The sequence below is a fragment of the Pseudoalteromonas sp. 2CM36K genome, assembly GCF_023161865.1.
Taxonomy (GTDB): domain Bacteria; phylum Pseudomonadota; class Gammaproteobacteria; order Enterobacterales; family Alteromonadaceae; genus Pseudoalteromonas; species Pseudoalteromonas tetraodonis.
Window position 1 is genome coordinate 1 of the sequence record NZ_JALNTK010000010.1, and the last position, 21416, is coordinate 21416.

At 40.4% G+C, this 21416-nt stretch carries 20 protein-coding genes, 1 tRNA gene, 1 other RNA gene and 1 pseudogene; 19 read left to right on the plus strand and 4 right to left on the minus strand.

Going from position 1 to position 21416, the window contains the following annotated elements:
- Positions 1-134 precede the first annotated feature (134 nt).
- Positions 135-318, minus strand: a non-coding RNA gene (gene ssrS / locus MTN97_RS07700) — 6S RNA.
- A 224-nt stretch (positions 319-542) separates the two neighbouring features.
- Here ssrS and MTN97_RS07705 point away from each other — a divergent pair.
- The 14 genes and pseudogenes from MTN97_RS07705 to alr all read left to right on the plus strand — a co-directional run bounded on the left by MTN97_RS07705 (position 543) and on the right by alr (position 12721).
- Positions 543-1378, plus strand: a pseudogene (locus MTN97_RS07705) (IS982 family transposase).
- 482 nt (positions 1379-1860) lie between these two features.
- A complete protein-coding gene (locus tag MTN97_RS07710; protein WP_024600851.1) occupies positions 1861-2424 on the plus strand; it encodes a UPF0149 family protein in 564 nt (187 codons plus the stop codon).
- A gap of 36 nt (positions 2425-2460) precedes the next feature.
- On the plus strand, positions 2461-3783 hold the full coding sequence (gene pepP, locus MTN97_RS07715; RefSeq protein ID WP_248474082.1) for a Xaa-Pro aminopeptidase: 1323 nt from the start codon (positions 2461-2463) through the stop codon (positions 3781-3783).
- A gap of 14 nt (positions 3784-3797) precedes the next feature.
- Positions 3798-4985, plus strand: coding sequence for a 2-octaprenyl-6-methoxyphenyl hydroxylase (ubiH, locus tag MTN97_RS07720; protein WP_248474083.1), 1188 nt, complete (start codon positions 3798-3800; stop codon positions 4983-4985).
- Entirely contained in the window at positions 4982-6148 is a 1167-nt protein-coding gene (locus MTN97_RS07725) for an FAD-dependent monooxygenase (protein ID WP_248474084.1), read from the plus strand. Before ubiH ends, MTN97_RS07725 begins: the two co-directional genes overlap by 4 nt.
- A 374-nt stretch (positions 6149-6522) precedes the next feature.
- Positions 6523-6864 (plus strand): 30S ribosomal protein S6, encoded by a 342-nt coding sequence (gene rpsF / locus MTN97_RS07730; protein WP_008110420.1) that lies wholly within the window; start codon positions 6523-6525, stop codon positions 6862-6864.
- Between the two features lie 43 nt (positions 6865-6907).
- Positions 6908-7225 (plus strand): primosomal replication protein N, encoded by a 318-nt coding sequence (priB, locus tag MTN97_RS07735; RefSeq protein ID WP_008466122.1) that lies wholly within the window; start codon positions 6908-6910, stop codon positions 7223-7225.
- 12 nt (positions 7226-7237) lie between these two features.
- Entirely contained in the window at positions 7238-7465 is a 228-nt protein-coding gene (gene rpsR, locus MTN97_RS07740; protein ID WP_002962753.1) for a 30S ribosomal protein S18, read from the plus strand.
- Between the two features lie 36 nt (positions 7466-7501).
- Positions 7502-7954 carry a 50S ribosomal protein L9 gene (gene rplI, locus MTN97_RS07745; RefSeq protein ID WP_008110407.1) on the plus strand — a complete coding sequence of 151 codons (453 nt, stop codon included), beginning with the start codon at positions 7502-7504 and terminating at the stop codon, positions 7952-7954.
- 224 nt (positions 7955-8178) lie between these two features.
- A complete protein-coding gene (locus tag MTN97_RS07750) occupies positions 8179-8730 on the plus strand; it encodes an RNA polymerase sigma factor (protein WP_248474085.1) in 552 nt (183 codons plus the stop codon).
- Positions 8717-9202 carry a hypothetical protein gene (locus tag MTN97_RS07755; protein ID WP_248474086.1) on the plus strand — a complete coding sequence of 162 codons (486 nt, stop codon included), beginning with the start codon at positions 8717-8719 and terminating at the stop codon, positions 9200-9202. Before MTN97_RS07750 ends, MTN97_RS07755 begins: the two co-directional genes overlap by 14 nt.
- Before the next feature lie 9 nt (positions 9203-9211).
- Positions 9212-10150, plus strand: a complete 939-nt coding sequence (locus tag MTN97_RS07760) for a DUF4097 family beta strand repeat-containing protein (protein WP_024601519.1) — start codon at positions 9212-9214, stop codon at positions 10148-10150.
- Between the two features lie 112 nt (positions 10151-10262).
- A complete protein-coding gene (gene dnaB, locus MTN97_RS07765) occupies positions 10263-11642 on the plus strand; it encodes a replicative DNA helicase (RefSeq protein WP_138560849.1) in 1380 nt (459 codons plus the stop codon).
- The gene (gene alr, locus MTN97_RS07770; RefSeq protein WP_248474087.1) at positions 11642-12721 is read left to right on the plus strand and encodes an alanine racemase; all 1080 of its coding nucleotides are present in this window, start codon (positions 11642-11644) and stop codon (positions 12719-12721) included. The genes dnaB and alr overlap by 1 nt, the downstream gene beginning before the upstream one ends.
- Before the next feature lie 70 nt (positions 12722-12791).
- On the opposite strand, the gene MTN97_RS07775 is transcribed toward alr, so the two are convergent.
- The gene (locus MTN97_RS07775; protein ID WP_004588463.1) at positions 12792-13031 is read right to left on the minus strand and encodes a DUF2960 domain-containing protein; all 240 of its coding nucleotides are present in this window, start codon (positions 13029-13031) and stop codon (positions 12792-12794) included.
- A gap of 100 nt (positions 13032-13131) precedes the next feature.
- On the opposite strand from MTN97_RS07775, the gene MTN97_RS07780 reads away from it, so the two are divergent.
- From MTN97_RS07780 to MTN97_RS07790, 3 genes are read left to right on the plus strand one after another with little or no spacing between them, the layout of a single operon-like run.
- Entirely contained in the window at positions 13132-13383 is a 252-nt protein-coding gene (locus tag MTN97_RS07780; RefSeq protein ID WP_008110382.1) for a hypothetical protein, read from the plus strand.
- Between the two features lie 30 nt (positions 13384-13413).
- The gene (gene pnuC, locus MTN97_RS07785) at positions 13414-14037 is read left to right on the plus strand and encodes a nicotinamide riboside transporter PnuC (RefSeq protein ID WP_248474138.1); all 624 of its coding nucleotides are present in this window, start codon (positions 13414-13416) and stop codon (positions 14035-14037) included.
- A 3-nt stretch (positions 14038-14040) separates the two neighbouring features.
- The gene (locus MTN97_RS07790) at positions 14041-14844 is read left to right on the plus strand and encodes a phosphotransferase family protein (RefSeq protein ID WP_248474088.1); all 804 of its coding nucleotides are present in this window, start codon (positions 14041-14043) and stop codon (positions 14842-14844) included.
- On the opposite strand, the gene MTN97_RS07795 is transcribed toward MTN97_RS07790, so the two are convergent.
- The gene (locus MTN97_RS07795; protein ID WP_248474089.1) at positions 14841-15023 is read right to left on the minus strand and encodes a helix-turn-helix domain-containing protein; all 183 of its coding nucleotides are present in this window, start codon (positions 15021-15023) and stop codon (positions 14841-14843) included. The genes MTN97_RS07790 and MTN97_RS07795 overlap by 4 nt on opposite strands.
- A 236-nt stretch (positions 15024-15259) precedes the next feature.
- On the opposite strand from MTN97_RS07795, the gene MTN97_RS07800 reads away from it, so the two are divergent.
- Together MTN97_RS07800 and MTN97_RS07805 are read left to right on the plus strand one after the other, a co-directional pair.
- A tRNA-Arg gene (locus MTN97_RS07800) sits at positions 15260-15334 on the plus strand.
- A 399-nt stretch (positions 15335-15733) separates the two neighbouring features.
- Positions 15734-18508: a collagenase gene (locus tag MTN97_RS07805; protein WP_248474090.1), complete on the plus strand. Its 2775-nt coding sequence runs from the start codon at positions 15734-15736 to the stop codon at positions 18506-18508.
- A gap of 388 nt (positions 18509-18896) precedes the next feature.
- Here MTN97_RS07805 and MTN97_RS07810 read toward each other — a convergent pair whose 3' ends face one another.
- Positions 18897-21374: a hypothetical protein gene (locus MTN97_RS07810; protein WP_248474091.1), complete on the minus strand. Its 2478-nt coding sequence runs from the start codon at positions 21372-21374 to the stop codon at positions 18897-18899.
- Positions 21375-21416: the final 42 nt, after the last annotated feature.

Sequence of the window (21416 nt, forward strand, 5' to 3'; positions counted from 1 at the left end):
ATGCGACCAAGTAATTATTATGCCTTGATCTGATCGCTACTTGCTCTATAAGTTCAATTTATAATGATCTTGCCGTGGTGATTAATAAAATAAGGATATAAAAAGTAATTGCTGGGGAATTAAAGTTATTGGAGGTGTTCCCCGAGAATGCGGTGCCCGGTGTCAGTCCTGAAACCTTGAGGTTTCAGGGCGGAAATCTGCGGTTTACCGTAGGCTTCTCGGTACATGCCGAGCTTGCACAATAGTAGACGAACAAAAATCCTGGTATAAAATTTATCGGCTCAGGGACTTAACCAAGCTCCTGCACCCCAGGGAACAAATTCAGTATATAAGACATATTCCAATCCTTAAACCCCAATCGTAAAAAATTAAACTGTTCGCTCAGTTTTCCTGCAAATTTAGGGTCTGTTGACCTTTGCGGATTAAAATTTTTTCAAACTAACCTGAGCTTCGGATAAGAAATTACTAATTTAAAGGAACTAAATGCTCGTTCCATGATCCGATCATTCGACCAAGAGTGATTAGAACAAAAAGGAACGAGCATGAACAAGTTAGTTGAAACGTACTGTGATGTCGATGATTTTTCAAAGTTATTTTTCCCAAGCTGGCAGCGTATATTGCTCGAAAATGGTGAAATTAAACGTCGAAGAGCATGCCGCTTATCTCCGTCAGAGGTGATGACTATTATCATCCATTTTCACCAGTCACATTACAGAGATTTCAAAAACTACTACCTTCACTATGTTTGCCGTCAACTTAAAGCCTATTTTCCAGAGTTGCTGAGTTACACAAGGTTTCTCGCGCTTATGCCTAGTGTGGTGGTTCCGATGTGCAGTTACCTCACATCATCAGAGCTAAAAGAAATAAAGTGTTTGAAGGCGTTGCTCATCATGGAAAAGGCACTATGGGTTGGTCATATGGATTCAAACTACATTTAATAATTAATCATTTAGGTGAGATTGTGGCGCTAAAGCTCACAACGGGCAATGTGGATGATCGAGAGCCTGTTTCTGATATGGCGGACTCTATCTTCGGAAAACTCTATGGCGACAAAGGTTATATCAGCAAAGCGCTCTCTGGTGAGTTACTAGAAAAAGGTATCGAGTTGATCACGACGGTTCGGAAGAATATGAAGAAAAAATTTATTTCATTGTGGGACAGGGCTTTATTGAAAAAACGATTTATAATCGAAACGGTGAATGATCAATTGAAAAACATTTCTTACATTGAACACTCTAGACACCGCAGTATGCATGGCTTTATGCTAAATTTACTTGGTGGATTAATTGCCTATTGCCTAAAAGAGGAAATGCCGTCATTAGATTTAACATCGCAAGAACTTGAAATTTTAGAGAGTAATAATCTAATGTTGGCTTAACCAGATCTCAGGTAAACTAGGGGCGGTTTAATCGCGGCGCGAGGTTTGTAACCTAGTGGGCTCGATAACTGCTCCTGCGTTATTCTACTGACTTACATCCATGTAAGAATAAGTAAAAACCGAGCAAAGCTTCCGCGTCCTGCTCACGCCCCTTACCTACATCCATGTAGGCAACAAAGAGTAAATCGCCCCTAGGCAGAACTCTTCGGGCAGCGCCTGTTTGGCATTGATGCTGCGTTATCGCCTATTTATGGGGAGTAACGACACCACATAGGCTCTGCCTTGCTTAAATACCAAACAGACTGCTGAAAGTTTAACCTTTAAGGGTCAACAGACCCTAATCTTGTATTTACTTTTAAGATTGCTTTTTGAACTTAATCAGCTTTTCAATCGCTTGCTTTTGACCTCAGTCATAGAATTCATTGGAGTTGCTTTTTATCGAGTGGTAGCATTGCTTTAATTAGCAAAGCGAAGACGTCATTATGAATAACTTACCAGATTACGAAAAAGCCCAACTTCTTTTAGAGAAAAACGAAATATTTGTATCACCTGCTGAAGCGCATGGCGTTATTAGCGGTTTACTTGCTTGTGGGCTAAGCATTGACGATAAAGAATACTTAGGCTTACTGAGCGACGTATTTAATGATGGCGAGTCGTTTAGCAACGATTTAAAACAGTTTTTTGGTAAAGTTTATCAACAAGTTGTTGAAAGCTTTAACAATGAAGAGTTTCAATTTGATTTGTTTTTACCGAGTGATGACGAAACACTCATCGATCAAGCCAATGGGCTCGTATCATGGGTAGCTGGGTTTATGCTGGGCTTTGGCTTAAAGCAAAAAGACTATGGCAAGCTGTCGGCAGATGTAAAAGAAGTGATTAGCGACTTTAGCGAAATTACGCGCCTTGATACAACCTTTGAAGAAACCGAAGAAGATAGCCAAGCACTGCATGAAGTGATTGAGTACGTACGCGTATCGGCGTTACTGTGTTTTGCTGAACTTGGCAAAGAGCAAAACCCACAAAGCAACAAAAAAACACTGCATTAATTTAGTAATACAACAAAAGTAATGGGTTAGTTATTAATGGTTGAAATACAAAAGTCAGAGTTTAAAGCGCGCCGCGAGCTTTTATTGGCGGCAATGGATAGCAACAGTATTGCGATAATTCCTGCTGCAACCGAGCTCACACGTAGCCGAGATACTCATTATCCGTTTCGACAAGACAGTGACTTTTTTTACTTAACTGGTTTTAACGAACCCGATGCGGTATTGGTGTTATGCAAAGACAGTGATACGCCTTCTATATTGTTTTGTTTAGATAAAGATAAACTTGCAGAGGTATGGCACGGCAGGCGCATTGGTTTTGAAAAAGCGCAAAGCGAATACTTATTCGACAAAACTTATGCATTAAGTGAACTAAACGAACAATTATTGAATTTGGTGAACGGCCAACAGATTTTATTTTATGCACAAGGGACGTATCCTGCCTTCGACGGCAAAGTATTTTCAATGCTCAATACTTTGCGTAGTGCCCCCAAAAAAGGCGATACAGCACCGAGTACAATTAAAGATATTCGTCCGCTACTACATGAAATGCGCCTATTTAAATCGCCAAGCGAAATTAACATTATGCGTGAAGGCTGCGAAATAAGTGCTCGAGCACACATGCGTGCCATGCGCTTTTCCCACGTTGGCGCAACCGAGTTTCAATTAGAGGCAGAGCTTCATCATCACTATGCGATGAATGGGGCGCCACATCCAGCTTATGGCACCATTGTCGGTAGTGGCGATAACGCTAATATTTTGCACTACACCCAAAACAGCGATGTATTAAACAATGGCGACCTAGTGCTGATTGATTCAGGTTGTGAGCTACAAGGTTACGCCGCCGATATAACGCGTACTTTCCCCGTTAATGGTAAATTTAGCACCGAGCAAGCTGCGCTTTATAATATTGTACTCAAAGCGCAAGAAGTGGCATTTAGCGAAGTAAAGCCCGGTGGCTACTTATCGCAGGCTAATAAATTAGCTATGCAAGAGCTAACCCAAGGGTTACTCGATTTAGGTATTTTAACCGGCGATTTTGATGAGTTAATGGCGCAAGGTGCCTGTAAAGAATATTACATGCATGGTCTTGGCCATTGGTTAGGACTCGATGTTCACGATGTGGGCGATTACAAGGTTAATAACCAAGAGCGTGCTTTTGAACCGGGTATGGTACTGACCATTGAACCAGGGCTTTATATTAGTAAAGATTCAAACGCACCCAAAAAATACCAAGGTATAGGTATTCGTATTGAAGATAACTTATTAGTAACTGAGTCTGGTCACGAAAACTTAACGATTACCGTGCCTAAAAAAATTAGCGAAATAGAAGCGTTAATGCAAAGCGCTAAAAACGCATAAGCTTGGAGATAAAAGTGGCTAAGCAGTTTGATGTTGTAGTTATTGGCGGTGGTTTAGTGGGCGCAAGTTGCGCACTGAGTATAAGTAAAAAAAATCCCAGCCTACATATTGCCGTGGTTGAAGCAAACCAAGTAACCACAGATTATCACCCAAGTTTTGACGACAGAAGCATCGCACTTGCACAGCAGTCGGTGGAGTATTTACAAAGCCTCAATTTGTTTGAAATAAACGCTCCCTATGCGGCGGCCATAAAAAAAGTCAGTGTGTCAGACAAAGGGCACTTTGGTAAAACCCACATACAGTGTGATGAATTTGCAAAACCCTCATTAGGCTATGTGGTAGAGGTAAACCCATTTGGCAGAGCGCTGCATCAACGTTTAACGCAATCAAATATATCGCTTTTTTGCCCTAATAGCGTAACGGCGATAAAACAAAATGCCGAAAGTAATGAACTTACATTACAAAGTAGTGAAAAACTAAGCGCTAAGCTGTTAGTGATTGCCGACGGTGCACAATCGCCAACCCGTCACTTGCTAGGCTTAGGTTTCAATACCCAGCCTTATGAACAAGGCGCGATTATTGCCAATATAGAAGTGGCTGGTGGACACCATCATCAGGCGTTTGAGCGGTTTACCCAAAATGGCCCAATGGCTTTATTACCCATGAGTAATAACCGCTATTCGTTAGTATGGTGTATGCGCCAAGAACATATTGAGCAGTATATGTCGCTAAGTGAACCAGACTTTATAAGTGCGCTGCAAACCGCCTTTGGTTATCGTGCTGGGCAGTTTATAAAAGTAGGGATGCGCGCCAGTTATTCTCTGGTTTATGGGCAAATAGAATCGTTGACGGCGCACCGTACTGTGGTAATAGGTAACGCGGCACATGCAATTCACCCAATTGCAGGTCAAGGCTTTAATTTAGGGCTGCGCGACGTACAAGTGCTTAGTGACTTAATAGCAAACAGTGAACACGATTTAGGTAGTTATGCCTTTACTCGTCAATATTCAATTAAGCGCAGTGATGATATAAACACCGTGATGACATTGACCGATGCCTTGGTTCGACTTTTTTCAAACTCATCACGGGTGTTAGCGCTTGGTCGTAGTATTGGGCTATTTTCAATGGATTTATTCCCCGCATTCAAAGCCCCATTGGCTAAACAGTTAATGGGACAAGTTAAACAAGGTACACGTTTATGAAACAAGTACAGGTTTGTATAGTGGGTGGTGGCTGCGTAGGTTTAACGCTGGCGCTAGGGCTTGCTAAAGCAAATGTCAGCGTGGTTGTGTTAGATGCAGCGCCAACTCAAGCTCCACCGAGCGATGACTATGGTTTACGTGTAAGCGCATTGAGCATTGCCAGCCAAACATTGCTCGAGCAGTTAAATGTATGGCCACACATAATAGCTGAGCGTGCTTGTGCTTATACGCACATGGATGTACGCGATGCCGACAGCTTTGGAAAAATAGCCTTTAATAACGAGCAACTTGAGCTTGAGCATTTAGGGCACATTGTTGAAAACGATATTATTCGCTTTGCACTAATAAAAGAGCTTGTGCAGCAAAGTAATGCCACACTCATGTTTAATACCGAGTATCAGCAAATACACCAAAGCGAGTCTGATGTATTTATTAATTTAAAAACTGGCGAACCTATTATTGCTAAGTTGCTGGTGGCGGCTGATGGGGCAAATTCAGCGATTCGTAAACAGTTTAATATGGCGCTGAGCTTTAAAGATTACGATCACCATGCGTTAGTAGCGACAGTTAAAACCAAAGAGTCACATACAAATACCGCACGCCAAGTGTTTTTACCAACGGGGCCGCTAGCTTTTTTACCATTGAGCGATGAGCATACTCATTCAATTGTGTGGTCTACCAGCCCGAATCATTGTGATGAATTGTTAGCAATGGACGACACTACTTTTAACAAAGCAGTTATGGCTGCCATAGATGGGCAGTGCGGTTTATGTGAAGTGCAAAGTAAGCGCGTCGCGTTCCCACTTAAAATGCGTTACGCCCAACAATGGCTTAATGGCAAGGTGGTGTTAATGGGCGATGCAGCGCATACCATTCATCCATTAGCAGGGCTGGGTATGAACCTGGGCCTAAAAGATGCCGCTTATTTAATTGAGCTACTAAGTCAAGGCGCCAAAGAATTTGCCAGTACGCGCACACTGCGTGATTACGAACGTACTCGTAAGCTCGACGCACAAAAACACATCGCCATGATGCAAGGGCTCAAAGAGCTATTTGAAGGTGCAAACCCAGTTAAAAAGCTGATTCGTGGAGTAGGGCTTTCGTTAGTTGATAACTTGGGCCCAATCAAACACCTATTCGCTAAAGAAGCGATAGGGAAGTGATGAAGACAAGCTGTCAGTTTTTAGCTATCAGCTATCAGCTTTCAGCCAAAGAAAAACCGATGTTTAGTTTAAACATCGCTTTTCGCGCCGATCCAGCTCGGCGTCTACCACTAAAAATTTAAACACTTATCTTTATTTTACTTGTTGATATCAAGGGAACCCCAATAATGTCTTCCCGAAACCCGAAACCCGAAACCCGAAACCCGAAACCCGAAACCTTTAACACTTATCTATCAAAGCTTAAAAAACCTGCTTGCTTAATTATCCTACTAAGCGTAAAATGCGCGCTCATTTCGGCTTTTAAACTATTAATTCCTTGCCTTAAACCGACCGGCCGAAACGGTAGAAGGCTCTATTAACCGTAAGGAATATCCATGCGTCATTACGAAATCGTATTCATGGTTCACCCTGATCAGAGTGAGCAAGTATCTGGTATGATCGAACGTTATACTGGTTCTATCACTGAAGCAGGTGGTACTATCCACCGTCTTGAAGACTGGGGCCGTCGTCAACTGGCTTACCCAATCAACAAGCTTCATAAAGCTCATTATGTTCTTATGAACGTTGAAGCACCAACTGAAGTAATCAGCGAGCTAGAAACTACTTTCCGCTACAACGATGCAGTGCTTCGTAACTTAGTTATGCGTACTAAAAACGCTGTAACTGAAGCGTCTCCTCTTGTAAGAGAAGAGAAGAAAGAAGCACCAGCTGCTTAATTGTTTTGAGTCCTAGCATGGCACGTAGTCAGCAGTTACTATAATGGTTAGCCCATATACGAATCAGCTGGTTATATCGGGGGTTGTTTGTAAAACACCCAAGTTTAGCCAAAGCCCCGCGGGCATACCGCATTGTATTTTTGTTGTAGAACATAAATCAATGCAAGTTGAAGCAGATCTTAACCGTAATAGTTATGTGAGGCTTCAGGTGGTTGCCAGTGGTAAGCAAATGCAACAACAGACTCAACATTTGCACGTTGGGCAGGCATTGCAAGTGAGTGGTTTTTTAAATCGCCACGAAGGTCGTAACGGCCTTAGCCAATTGGTTTTGCATGCTCAGCATATAGAAAGAATTATTTGAGGAATTAATCTCATGGCACGTTATTTCAGACGTCGTAAGTTCTGCCGCTTTAAAGCGGAAGGCGTACAACAAATCGATTACAAAGATCTAGCTACTCTTAGAAACTATGTTACAGAAAGTGGCAAAATCGTACCTAGCCGTATCACAGGTACTAGCGCTAAATACCAGCGCCAGCTAGCAACTGCTATTAAGCGTGCTCGCTACTTAGCCCTTCTTCCATACACTGACTTACATAAGTAAGCAGCGGATTAACACGTTTTTAAAAGGTGTAGAAACATGCAAGTTATTCTACTAGATAAGATCGCTAACCTAGGTGGCCTAGGTGACCAGGTTGTAGTTAAATCTGGCTTCGCACGTAACTTCCTTTTCCCACAAGGTAAGGCAGTTCCTGCAACTAAAGCAAACATTGAAACGTTTGACGCACGTCGCGCAGAACTAGAAGCAAAAATCGCTGAACAGTTAACTGCAGCACAAGCACGCGCTGACAAACTTGAAGCATTAGCTGAAGTTACATTAGTATCTAAAGCTGGTGACGAAGGTAAATTATTCGGTTCAATCGGTACTCGTGACATCGCTGACGCTATCTCAGCTGTTGGTGTTGAAGTTGCTAAATCAGAAGTTCGTTTACCTCTAGGTACTATCCGTGAGACTGGCGAATTTGACGTTGCAATCGCAGTACACTCAGACGTAACAGCTACTATTAAAGTAATCGTTATTGCTGAAGCTTAATTTTAAATATTAAGCTAAAAAAACCGTGCTTTGCACGGTTTTTTTGTGTCTAAAATTTATAACCCAAAATAATAAATTGTTTGTTGTGGGTAAAATAAAACACTTTTCTAAAATAAAGCTTCATTTTCTACAAATATTTTCTATTTCATTTAAACCTTTCTATTTCTTCTCACGTCTAATAATTTAAATTGCAATTACATAATTATAAACAGGAAAAATTTGCGATGTTAATGGACGCTAATCAGCCAATAACTGATCAAGTGCAGCAAATGCTTATTGATCAAGTTAAAAACGGCGACCAGTTAGCCTATAAAGCGCTCTATGACATGCATAAAGCAAAAGTTTATGGCTTATGCCTGAGGCTAATTGCCGATGAGGGGCATGCGCAAGATGTAACCCAAGAAGTGTTTGTACAGGTATGGCACAAAATAGCGCAATTTAATGGGCGTTCGCAATTTTCTACCTGGCTTTACAGTGTCACCAGTAATATTGCTATTAGCTATGTGCGTAAGCAAAAACATTGGCTTAATAAAGTTATTAGCTTTGAACAAAGCGGTATGGATGAGCAATCTGCAAATGACTGCAATGGCTTAAATGGCTTAGATAAATTAATCGTTAGGCTGCCTGAGCGCGCAAGAATGGTATTTGTACTGTATGCCGTTGAAGGTTATAGGCATGAAGAAATAGCAACCTTGCTAGGCATGGCGGTAGGCTCTAGTAAAGCGCAATATCATCGTGTAAGGCAATTATTAAAGCAGTGGTATGAAAATGAGTAAAACAAATTTTGATGACTACTTAAATGAGTCGCTAACACAATTAAATAAAAATATAACACCCGATAAAGAGCTCTGGGATGGGATTGAGCGCGCCATAATGACTAATAAGCAGGCAAGTACAGTTAAGAGTGTCGTTTGGCCGAAGCTAACTGCTATTGCGGCATGTTGTGTGGCTGCTTTGGTTAGCACTATGGTGTTTTTTACATCTCCGGAGACAAATACCGCTGTGGCGATGAGTGATTTTTTTACTAAGCAAAAACAAAGTTTACTTGTTCAATACCAAAGCCAAGCTGCACTAACAGATAACTGGCAAGTACAGTTACAAGAACTTGAAGATGCTGAGCAGGCTATAAAGCAAACACTTGAAAATGAACCACAAAATAAGGCGCTACTGTCTATGTTAGCGCAAGTATATCAACAACAACTCGACTTAATTAACAAGGTGCATGCACCGCGTTGGCAACAAATCTAGGAGAAATAAATGAAAGCAATAATACTTGGAATCGCTTTATTACCAATGGCTGTATTTGCCGGTGAAAAAATAGAACAACAAATTGAAGTACCAAACGGTGGCGTTATTCATATAGAAAATCAGCGCGGCAATGTAAATATTATGGGCTGGGAGAAAAATCAATTTAAAGTGAGCGGCGAGCTTGATGATAAAGCACAAGGCTACACTCTTAAAACACAGGGTAATAAAACTCAGTTTATTGTAAAAATGCCTGATCTTTCAAACTGGGATAATAACAATAATGGCTCAACGCTAACTATTTTCATGCCGCAAAGCAGTGCGCTGGAGTATGTTGGGGTTAACGCTTCGGTAACTGCAAAAGAGTTAAAAAGAGGCACTGAAATTGATGTAGTCAATGGCGCCATTACAGTAAATGATCTTAACGGCGATATTAAGCTTACTAGTGTTAACGGTGACATCAACGCAAAAAACCTCAGTGGTAAAGTGCAATTTGAAACTGTAAATGGCGCAATTGATGATCAGCAATCTAACGGAGAAGTTCGTTTTAATGCGGTTAATGGGAATATAAAATCAAACTCGACTGCCAATGATATTCGCTTAGAAAACGTAAACGGTGATATCAATCTTACCTTCGATGCAATCAAAGAGTTACAAATAAGCACTGTAAATGGCGAAGTTGAAGTGCGTATTAATCGCCTTTTAAGTGATGCTGATGTAAGTTTTGAATCTGTAAGTGGCAATGCTGAGTTTTACTTTCCAGCTGATTTATCGGCACAATTTGAAGTTCAAGCCCATGCCGGCGGTAAAATTGACAACCAGCTAACGAGCGACCAAGTGCAAAAAGCCAAATATGGCCCAGCCAGTGGAATTAAGTTTAATACTAATGGCACCGATGCCAGTGTAGAAATGAATACCATAAGTGGGACGATTGGACTTAAGCGTCAATAATCATCCATTTTATTTTAAGTTACAAAAAGCAGGAAAGATTTCCTGCTTTGCTATTTGCACAGCCCCGCCAAGTCGATAGAATAGAGCCATTCAATTTTAGTACTGTGAAGTTATGGCCAAACCAGATAAGCAAGTCGACACTCTTAAAGTTCCTCCCCATTCAATAGAAGCTGAACAATCTGTTTTAGGTGGTTTAATGCTTGATAATCAAGCATTTGATCGCGTAGCTGAACTTGTTGTGTCACAGGACTTTTATACCCGTACCCATAAGCTTATTTTTGAGGCAATGACAGCACTGGCTGAAATTGGCGACCCGATTGATTTAATTACTATTTCTGAAAGTCTAGAAAAAAATAATCAGCTTTCAGGGATTGGTGGCTTTGCGTATTTAGCCGAAATAGCTAAAAACACCCCAAGTGCTGCCAATATTGACGCTTACGCAAGTATTGTTCGCGAGCGCGCCGTTGTTCGTGAAATGATTGGTGTTGCCAATGAAATAGCCGAAGCGGGCTTTAATCCTGAGGGGCGTACTAGCCACGACTTACTTGATTTTGCTGAAAGTAAAGTCTTTAAAATTGCTGAGCAGCGTACAAAAAGTAGTGAAGGCCCACAAAGCATTCACAATATACTTGAAAAAACCGTTGATAAAATAGAAGAGCTTTATCAGTCACCACAAGATGGTGTTACCGGTGTAAGCACAGGTTACGCTGATTTAGATAAAATGACGACTGGTCTGCAGCCCTCAGATTTAATTATTGTAGCAGCACGTCCATCGATGGGTAAAACTACCTTTGCGATGAACCTTGCTGAGCATGCAGCAATGACCCAAGACAAGCCTGTACTTATCTACTCACTAGAGATGCCCTCTGAACAAATTATGATGAGGATGCTGGCGTCCCTTGGCCGAATTAACCAAACCAAAGTACGTACTGGTCAGCTAGATGACGATGACTGGGCGCGCCTTTCATCAACCATGGGGTTACTCATGGAAAAAGGCAAAATGTATGTTGATGACGCCTCAGGCTTAACACCCACTGATGTACGTTCACGTGCACGTCGTATTGCCCGCGATCATGGTGGTATTAGTATGATCATGGTCGATTACCTACAATTAATGCGCGTACCTAGCTTGTCAGATAATCGTACCTTAGAAATTGCCGAAATTTCACGTTCACTTAAAGCATTAGCAAAAGAATTACAGTGTCCGGTTGTTGCACTATCGCAGCTTAACCGTACCCTAGAGCAACGTGCTGATAAACGCCCAATTAACTCAGATTTGCGTGAGTCGGGCTCTATTGAACAAGATGCCGATTTAATCATGTTTATTTATCGTGACGAAGTATACAACGAAGACAGTACTGATAAAGGTGTTGCAGAAATTATCATCGGTAAACAGCGTAACGGTCCGATTGGTAAAGTGCGCCTAACCTTCCAAGGTCAATTCTCTCGCTTTGATAATTACGCGGGGCCTGCTGTAGATGATGATTACTAATGCGCTTAGCTATTGCCGAAATTAACTTACAAGCACTTGCTCATAATTTAGCGCAAGTGCGACAGTTTGCGCCTAACAGTAAAGTTATGGCGGTATTAAAAGCCAATGCTTATGGCCATGGTTTAGTAAAAATAGCGCAGCACCTTAATGATGCCGACGCATTTGCAGTGGCACGAATAGATGAAGCGCTCGCACTGCGAGCAGGCGGGCTGACCAAGCCTATTGTGTTGTTGGAAGGTTTTTTCCATCAAGATGACTTGCCGATTTTATTAGCCAATAACTTTCAAACCATAATCCATGATGAAAACCAGCTCAGAGCACTTGAAAATGCAAAGCTCGATGCACCAATCAGTTGCTGGTTAAAAATCAATACGGGTATGCATCGTTTAGGGGTTGCACCAACGCAATTGAATGATTTTTATCAGCGCTTGCAAGCGACTGATAACGCTAAAGATACAATCAATTTAATGACGCACTTTTCCAGTGCCGATGATGTTAATGATCCCAAAACAGCTGAGCAAATTGCTTTGTTTGATTCATTAGTGCAAGGCAAACAACAAGCACATTGTTTAGCAAATTCGGCCGGTATTATTGCTTGGCCTGCCGGTCATGGCGAGTGGGTGCGTCCAGGTTTGATGATGTATGGTGTATCACCAATGCTTAACACTTCAGGCAAAGATCATCAGCTTAAGCCTGTGATGCGCTTAACCACTAAGGTCATTGCAATTCGCGATGTTGATGCTGCGCAAGGTGTTGGTTATGGTGGCAGTTGGCAAAGTACTCAGCCAACTAAGCTTGCAGTGGTTGCTATGGGCTATGGTGATGGTTATCCGCGTCATGCTAAACATGGTACCCCAGTAGTGATTGCTGGCAAACGTTATGGTATTGCTGGCAACATCTCTATGGATATGATCAGTGTTGATATTGGTGAAAATGCTGATGGCATCAAAGTCGGCGATGAGGTAGTAATGTGGGGCCCTGAGTTGCCGGTAGAAGAAATTGCACAATGTGCTGATACTATATCTTACGAGTTATTGTGTAATATTACACCGCGCGTAAGTTATGAGTACCAGCGCTAATATTTATTTTAAAAATACCCATTAAGTTTACATTACTAGAATGATCGTGATGCTCACTTAATCGGTATCGTTACTCTTTTATAAAGTAAATATCGCTAAAGCCCATGCGAGCAAATTCTTGATCACGAAAGTTACGCACAGCCGATGACCCTTTAGAGGTCATTTCAATTTGGCGTACCATGTTTAAGTAGTTAGTTAAATCGATACCTTCGGCAGCCGCAATAGCCTGATACATATCGTGGTATTTATCTTTGGCGAAGTTAATTTCGCGCGGTTGATTTTTAAAAGTGTAGGTAATTCTGCGTGCCATAATGAGCTCATTTAAATTGAGTGTTAGTGTAATTTTACACTGTATTTAAGTTGCGTTGAATGATTAGATGAAATCAAATAATTAAAAAGGTGAGTTTGAAATGAAATTATCAGTAGAGATCAGTAAATACCCGCTCCACCAAGATTACATTCCTTTTATTAAAGGCTTTATCGACAGAGTTAATGCCTACGAAGAGCTTAAAGTGATCACTAATACGATGTCGACCCAAATATTTGGTGATTATGATCTAGTTATGCAAGTGATCAGCACAGAAATTAAACATTCATATGAGCAATTTGGTAAAGCTATATTTGTGTGTAAATTTATTTCGGGCGATTTATCTCCCGAATAACCCCTTAACAAACACGGTCGTTTTATAATGATGGATTTTGTAACGCAAATACTCAGTGGTTTTACTGCTATGTCGCATTGGGAATATATTGCGGTTGCTTTGTCGATGGCGTATTTATTACTGGCCATTAAAGAGAACTTATGGTGCTGGCCTGCGGCTTTTTTTAGTACGCTTATTTATACCATTATGTATTGGAATGGCGCGCTGGTAATGGAGTCGTTACTAAACTTTTATTATATGTATATGGCGGTGTTTGGTTGGGTCGTGTGGCGCAAAGGTAAGGCTAATCAAGCGCAGCGACTAATTACATCCTGGCCGGTAAACCGACATATTATTTTAATTGTACTGACTGCATTAGTGTCATTAGCAATTGGCTATGTAATGCAAAACTATACGCATGCAGATTTTGCGTATCTTGATAGTTTCACAACCTGCTTTGCCGTGGTTACTACGTATCTGGTAGCTAAAAAAGTATTAGAAAATTGGCTCTATTGGATAGTCATTGATGCGGCCTCTATGTATTTGTACTATGAAAAAGGCTATTACCCAACCCTTGTTTTATTTGTATTTTATACCGTTATGGCAGCATGGGGATTTAAAACGTGGTACGAAGAATACGAGCAAAGCCAAGCCAAGCCCATGGCGCAACTTTAATCTATGAATCAGCATTCTCAGCTAGTTAATATTTGTAGCGCGTTTTTAGTACCGAGCACAATAACCTCAACAGAGTATTTGGTTAACGGTTTAAGCAACGATAACTTTTTGATCCGTACTGACAGCCAAGCTTATTTATTAAAGTGTTATAAATCGTATTGGCCACAAGTAGGGTTACATGCCCAATATGAGCTCAGTAAACAACAAGTTTGCTCTGCTCCCATCTGGCTTGATAAGCAAAATAAGCGCGCAGCTTTTAACTATATTGATGGCGACGTCGCTCAGTCTTATTTGGCGATGCCGCTACTGACTAAACTTGTTAAGCTACATGCGTATACAACTAATAATGAGGCAATGAATATAGCTTTGGAATTGCAAGCCTATCAGCATTTATTAGTGTTTAAACAGTATGAAAAGCTCATAAGCAAAACATTAAAAAGCATTGCCAACATGCCCGTAGATAGCGGCTTTTGCCATAACGACTTAGTCAAAGAAAATATCGTGGTAAACCCGCAAGGCGTTTATTTAATCGATTTTGAGTATGCTCAAACAAATGATGTGTATTTTGATCTTGCTGCGTTAGCGGTTAGTTTTAAATTAGATGCTTCAGGCAAGCAGGCTCTGCTTAACAATTACAAAACGCACACCCTATCAGATCAATTTTATTTATCTATGCATAAACTCAATTGCTATCAGTTAGTTTACTTACTGTTATGTATAGGTTGGTATGAGCAACGCGATATAGACAATCAGGTTGTTGTATTGCGCGCGCAACTGGATGAGCTTATTGCTTTAATGGAGGGTTAAAGTCCGCCAAAGCGTTCCGCAAGCTCTTTGTATTTTGCTACTTCATCAGCGTCAAATTGCATTTCGCCGTTATCATCTTCTGATTTAGCGATTAATAGGCTTTCTCGAGCAAGGCGTTTAACTCGCTCGACTTTAACTCCTAAAAAATCAGCAACTTGTTCTGTTAACATTAACTTCATAATTACTTCCTCGTATTTAATCTTTCCGTCCAGTGACAATAATAGATAATATGTGTCTAAAGCGTTACTGTTTTTTATAGGATATAAATAAATAGCGCTTTTTTTACCTTTTGTTAAGTGATTAGCTCAAATTATAGACATGTAAACGAATCATGCTGGTATTTATACAAAGATGCCTTTATTATTGCGCATGCTAAAGCATTGATATCGCGAGTTGATGTGGAGGCAACAAATGTGCTCTCGTGGTGAAATGGATATCACGTGGCCCTCCGGAGGCTAAGTTGTAGGTTCGATCCCTACCGAGAGCGCCATTTGGTCCCTTTCCTTTATTGATAGTGTCTACTAATATCTAAACAAATGATGACCTGAGTGTGGCCAACTTAAAACTATTTTAATTTTAAGAGCTGACAATTTCGTAACTTTTGCGTAATAAAAGTTTATCTTAAATTTAGGGTGTATTTACATTTACGCATATCTACAGCTTTGTCCTTTCTAGCCATACTTCTCATCCTAAATATTTAATGACTTTGTTTTCTTAGTTGAAATATAGATTAACTTCAGATTTTATTTCTTTCGTCAAACCATCAACAGGAGCTACTTACACTGTTATTTAAATATAAAATATATTGTATACAATGATAATTTAATGTTACAAAAGTATTTCTCTTTTCGAGTTGGATAGAGAAAACAATAATTATCAAAGGTAAATTATGAAAATTAAAACATTAATTCTGGCGCTACCTATACTTGGAGCAAGCTCTTTAGCTCAATCAGCTAACCTGCAAGAGCGCTTGTTTACACCAAAAAATGCAGAAGTTGAGCGCACACATCATCACGGTGTAGATCACCAACATAATGAAAAAGCCCCTATAGCTGAGTTGCAAAAGCAGCCACAACAACTTAATCAATTTATGATGCGCAGCCAAGCCGCCGTTGTCAGTTGTGATTTAGCTGCGATGGCAAGTGCAAGCACTAGTGCAATTATCACTGAACTTAAAAGCCAAGGTACTAGTTGTATTAATGAACTATTTAGTGCGCCATCCTCTATTCAGAGTCAAGTTTACAGTTCAGATAACATGTATGCCGTTGCAAATCATGCTAAGTCACTCTCACAGACTTATGCTGGTGGTGGAGATGTTGACTTAGAAGCGCTGTTTTTATATTTGCGTGCGGGTTTTTATGTTGAGTTTTACAACGGTGACGTGAATTTTAGTTCTTGGGTACAGCCTGCAGTAGTTGATGCTATAGATGCATTTGTAAACAATAGCCACTTTTATGATGATAATGATGGACACGGTAAAACACTTGCTGAAGTTATCATAACTATGGATAGTGCTGAGCAGCAGCATCGTTACTTAAACGTGGTAAAGCAGTGGTTAACGCGCTTCAATGAGAGTTATGCTGCAAAATGGAATATGCGTAGTGCTGTTAATGGTATTTTCACGCTACTTTATCGTGGCCAGTGGAATGATGCATTTGTAACCGCTATCGGCACTGATACTGACTTAGTTGCTAAGCTAAGCGCATTTACTCAAAAGCAGTGGATGATAGACTCAGATGCACAATACTTGATTGTTAACGCTGCCAGTGAACTAGCTCGTTTAAAACAATATTCAGGCACGCCAATACAAGCAAGTGTTGATACTGGTTTGAAAGCTATTTTTAGCACCTATAACAGTTTTGGTTATGGTGATGCAGTATGGCTTGCAGCAGCTGATTCTGTAAGTTATTACGCAGATTGTAATGACTACGGTATTTGTGGCTTTGTTGATGAACTAACTCAACAAGTGTTGTCACAAAGTTATAGCTGTAGTAGTACTATAAAAATTCGCTCACAAAATATGACGGCTATTCAACATGCATCAGCATGTGATGCTATGGGCGCTGAAGAAGGGCTTTTTCATAATAAGCTAGCCACAAATAACACCCCTGTTGCTGATGACAACAATAACTTTTTACAAGTAAATATTTTTGACAGTAGTGACGATTATAGCAAGTACGCAGGTGCTATCTTTGGTATAGATACGAACAATGGCGGTATGTATTTAGAAGGTGACCCATCTGTAGCTGGCAATCAAGCTAATTTTATAGCTTATGAAGCAAGTTATGCCAATGCAGAGCACTATGTATGGAACTTAGAGCACGAGTATGTTCACTATTTAGATGGCCGTTTCGACTTATATGGTGACTTTAACGCACCCACAGAAGATATTGTCTGGTGGTCAGAGGGGGTTGCAGAGTATGTTGCTAATTTAAATAACAACGATGCTGCAAAAGCCACTATTAGTGATGGCTCGCGCTATACACTAGCGCAAATTTTTGACACCACCTATGATGGATTTGATCAAGATCGAATTTATCGCTGGGGTTACTTAGCTGTTCGCTTTATGTTTGAACGTCACAACAACGAACTTGATGCCATGTTGGCTCATACCCGCACTGGTAATTGGAGTGCCTATAAATCAAAAACTGTAGAGTGGGCCAATAACTATGAGAATGAATTTGTACAGTGGTGCGATGACTTAGTTGCAGGTACGAGCACTAATACCCCACCAATAGCACAAATTAATGGCCCGTATTCTGGCATGCAAAATAACAATATTAGCTTCACGAGTAATGGTAGTAATGATAGCGATGGTAGTATCGCCAGTTATCAATGGAACTTTGGCGATGGTAGCAGTTCAAATCTGGCAAATCCTACTCATAGTTACACAAGTGCAGGAGAATACACCATAACATTAACTGTGGTTGATAATGAAGGTGCAAGCCAAACTGTCACTACAGTAGCAACTATCGAAGCTGACAGTAGTGTTGATGATGGTGTGCTATTGAATAGCCAGCCAATTAACATCAGTGGCGCTCAAGATGAATTTTTATATTTCACTTTTGATGTTCCTTCAGGCGCCAGCGACCTTATGTTTAATTTAACTGGTGGTACAGGTGATGCGGATTTATATGTAAGTTTTGAAGCAGCACCGAGTGAAGCTATATATGATTGTCGCCCTTACATTGGTGGTAACGAAGAGTCGTGTGCTATAAACCCTGCACAAGTAGGCCGATACCATGTGATGGTTAGAGGTTATAATGCATTTGATAACGTTCAGTTAACAGCATCATTTACCCAAGTGACTTCTAACGTGCCAGATGTATGTGCTAGTCAAGGCAGCCGAAGCAGTGGCCGCTTAAATGATGGCGAAGTAATTTGTCTAGGTAATAGCGATCCTATGTGGTTTAGCATTGCAGATGTTCAAGGCCAAAATGGTATTGCGATCACCACCGCTAATGGTAGTGGTGATTTAAGTCTAAGCTACGCTGCAAGTGGTTGGCCAAATGGTAACAATGAAGTGGCTGAGTCAAATAATAGCGGAAATGGAGAGTGTATTTATATTTCAGGCCAGAGTGAATACTGGGGCTACCTAAAAGTAGCTGGTAATAGCACTGGTGCAAGCTTAGTCGTCGACTTTAACAGTCAAGGGTGTCGTTAGTTTATATATAAACTTAAAGCGTGATCTCACGTACTTTATATAATGGAGTCATCAGTTTTCTGGTGGCTCTTTTTTATAAAGAAACAAATGCAAAGGTTCATTTCTTCAAGGTCAAAACCCCCCCTTTATCTTTTTTATAAATTGAACTACTTAGATGTAAAGTTGATAAATAAACATTCAATTGTACTTACGTTGCAAAAGTGTCGATAAAGCTGACAACTTCAATATTGATGAGTACATTGAAAGGTAATTAAATTAGGGCATAGGTGGCTGAGTATGAAGAGAAAGGAAGCAAGCAACTCAGTTAACGCTGGACTAAATAATGGTTATTTAAAGAGAAGCTTAAAGCCACTTTCTTTCGAAAGTGGCGTTTGTCCTATTGTTAAGCTTAGGACAAAGTTAGCTCTTGAATAAGGCGAATAGGCTCACCATCAACATTTAAAATGGCCTTTACAGAAATCTGTTGTGGTTTGTCAGTTTTTGTTACTTTGAAGATGTATTTTTTTTGTTCATAAGGTGCTAAATCAACACTTTTCTGTTGAGATTTTGCGGGAGTGGCTTGCTCGAATGATGTCGAGGTTAGAATAATGTCACCAATTGTATCCCCAGAATAAGGCCCTGATAAATTAAGCTCTACTAACCAATGGTCTTCATGCTCTTTCGATTTTACTATATTAAACTCAACGCCATTAAACGGGGTTACTCGTTTGGAGAGCGTAGTTTGGTGCGTTAACGACTTCCATTTGAGAGTTTGCGCAATAGTAATCTTTTCAGCATTTATTTCTGTTGGCAGTGAGATATTATGTGTTCCTGAGCTCAAGCTGCGTTTTAGCTGATGAGTTTTGCTTGGCTTATCAGCGCTATTTGTGAGTATCACTTGTGCAGTAATTTCTAAAGGGGAACCAGTTGGATTGACCACTCTTAAAAAAGGCCTTTTTTGGTGATAATAAATATCAGATTTAACCCCGGAAAGAGTACTAAAACCAGTATTATTTAATGTGGCTATATATTGATTTTCCAAGAACTCTAGTTCAGAACTGGCTTCATCGTGCAGCTCTATAGAGGGGAGTTTTGCCAAAATATTACTCAATTCAAGATCGCATTGTGGTATAAATCTCTCGTGTTGCAGGCAGGTTTTAAACATTCGGTTTAATAGAGCATAATTTTTAAAAAGCCAAGGGTTTGTAAGCGCATTCTCTGCTGTGACAGACACCAAGCGAGTGGGGGTAGGGTTAAATAAGTACGGGGTGATTTTATGGTTGTTATTTTGACCTATTAAGCTGATCTTTTCGCTGTTAAGTGTTGAAATCATTTGCTTATTCAGGGGAATAGAAAATTGTTGGGTTACTTTTTGACTATTACTTTGAGCGTGTAAGTTAATGCTTAATTGTGCTTGCTCGAGCGTTAGGTTTATTGCAAGTTTCTTATCTGCGATTAATGCACTTTTTATCTCAGGTGTCAGGGCTATTTGCTTTGCTTTAAAGTTATCGTAGCTTTGTGCATTTATAATTAAGTGACTGCCATCTTCAATAAGCAGCATCAGCAATTGATCATCACTTGCCTGCTCTTCACCAACAAAAGTACGACGATATTTTAGATTTTGTTGGTCACGCTTTCCTTGTAGTGCTATGCCAATTTTTCCTCGATGTAATTGAGCAGCTTCGAACTCGATTAGCGCGGCCACTTGGTGTTTATTTGCTACATCAATGAGTGAACTCGGCTTTGGAGCAGGAAAGTCCATGACTGGGTGATTAGCCGTTGAGGGGGGGGTAATATCTAACCGCGATAATGCCGTCGATTGAGTATTACGTAGCCAGTAAGCGTTACCGTCTTGCTCCCAAGGGCCCGATACAATATGGAAGCTAGGCTGGATATTTTCTACAAAATCAGCAAAACCTTGTTCTATTTCCGACCAATTTTTAAAAGTACTCTTAAGCAGTGAGTTAGCTGTTGAAAGTGTGGCTTCGCTGTGTGGGTTTGCTAATCTGAGCTCTTCAATAAAGTGAGCAAAGTACTGTGCCCGTTCAGGAGAGCTTAAAAGGTAATGAATTATAAAAAAATTAAGTCCACGTTTTAGTGCAGGATCGTCATTTATTTCTTCAATTGTAGGTTTATTTGCACTGTAATATTGTTTTAAACCGGTTTCAATGTAATTCATTGGAGCGCGATCAAATACCATAACGGTGAGTTGTTTTTGCTTAGGATCATAAACATGGTGAGCAATCGAATCAGCTAAACCTTCGGTGATCCAATTAGGTGCCCACGTTGAATGGCCGTTTAATGCCATATGAAAAGCATGCATGGTTTCGTGAATAACTATATAGCGCTGGTGGTGCTCACGGTGGCTGGGGAAATTATATCCGGCACGGTTATAAAACATGGTTTCACCACCGGCAGTTTTATGTACCCCACGTAAAAAACCATCATCAAGCATGGCTTCTCGAACACGGGATCGACTACTACCATAAACAACGGCAATGCGTTGGCGTTCAATATTAGGGGGAGCCATACCAAATAAAGCAACATAATGTGGGTATGCCATTTCAAGTAGCTCTAAGTAAAGCGTGACTTTTTCTTTAGGTAGATCACTTTTTAGCGCAAAGTGCTTACTTACCCACCAGTTGTAGCCCCGACTATTTCCTATTTTGCCATCGCTGTATGTATATGGAATTTTTTTTCCTAAAAACTCTATATCGATATTATTGAGTGTGCTGGTATAGCCCTGCACGGTAATGTTTGCTTGCATTTTACTTGGGCTGCTTTTTATATTGCCAATACTAGGCTTATTATTCGCACTAGAATTAGGCGTGGGCTGACAGGCCATGAGTAGTAAAGTTAATAATGTGAGAGATATAATTTTTGTCATTTTATTTGCTTTAAGTGTATATTGTATGCAATATAAAATACT

Bases quoted from the DNA above. Each gene is read 5' to 3' on its own strand.
- MTN97_RS07710 (WP_024600851.1), top strand. From the start codon at position 1,861: ATGAATAACTTACCAGATTACGAAAAAGCCCAACTTCTTTTAGAGAAA.
- pepP (WP_248474082.1), top strand. From the start codon at position 2,461: ATGGTTGAAATACAAAAGTCAGAGTTTAAAGCGCGCCGCGAGCTTTTA.
- MTN97_RS07725 (WP_248474084.1), top strand. From the start codon at position 4,982: ATGAAACAAGTACAGGTTTGTATAGTGGGTGGTGGCTGCGTAGGTTTA.
- rpsF (WP_008110420.1), top strand. From the start codon at position 6,523: ATGCGTCATTACGAAATCGTATTCATGGTTCACCCTGATCAGAGTGAG.
- priB (WP_008466122.1), top strand. From the start codon at position 6,908: ATGGTTAGCCCATATACGAATCAGCTGGTTATATCGGGGGTTGTTTGT.
- rpsR (WP_002962753.1), top strand. From the start codon at position 7,238: ATGGCACGTTATTTCAGACGTCGTAAGTTCTGCCGCTTTAAAGCGGAA.
- rplI (WP_008110407.1), top strand. From the start codon at position 7,502: ATGCAAGTTATTCTACTAGATAAGATCGCTAACCTAGGTGGCCTAGGT.
- MTN97_RS07750 (WP_248474085.1), top strand. From the start codon at position 8,179: ATGTTAATGGACGCTAATCAGCCAATAACTGATCAAGTGCAGCAAATG.
- MTN97_RS07755 (WP_248474086.1), top strand. From the start codon at position 8,717: ATGAAAATGAGTAAAACAAATTTTGATGACTACTTAAATGAGTCGCTA.
- MTN97_RS07760 (WP_024601519.1), top strand. From the start codon at position 9,212: ATGAAAGCAATAATACTTGGAATCGCTTTATTACCAATGGCTGTATTT.
- dnaB (WP_138560849.1), top strand. From the start codon at position 10,263: ATGGCCAAACCAGATAAGCAAGTCGACACTCTTAAAGTTCCTCCCCAT.
- alr (WP_248474087.1), top strand. From the start codon at position 11,642: ATGCGCTTAGCTATTGCCGAAATTAACTTACAAGCACTTGCTCATAAT.
- MTN97_RS07775 (WP_004588463.1), bottom strand. From the start codon at position 13,031: ATGGCACGCAGAATTACCTACACTTTTAAAAATCAACCGCGCGAAATT.
- MTN97_RS07780 (WP_008110382.1), top strand. From the start codon at position 13,132: ATGAAATTATCAGTAGAGATCAGTAAATACCCGCTCCACCAAGATTAC.
- pnuC (WP_248474138.1), top strand. From the start codon at position 13,414: ATGGATTTTGTAACGCAAATACTCAGTGGTTTTACTGCTATGTCGCAT.
- MTN97_RS07790 (WP_248474088.1), top strand. From the start codon at position 14,041: ATGAATCAGCATTCTCAGCTAGTTAATATTTGTAGCGCGTTTTTAGTA.
- MTN97_RS07795 (WP_248474089.1), bottom strand. From the start codon at position 15,023: ATGAAGTTAATGTTAACAGAACAAGTTGCTGATTTTTTAGGAGTTAAA.
- MTN97_RS07805 (WP_248474090.1), top strand. From the start codon at position 15,734: ATGAAAATTAAAACATTAATTCTGGCGCTACCTATACTTGGAGCAAGC.
- MTN97_RS07810 (WP_248474091.1), bottom strand. From the start codon at position 21,374: ATGACAAAAATTATATCTCTCACATTATTAACTTTACTACTCATGGCC.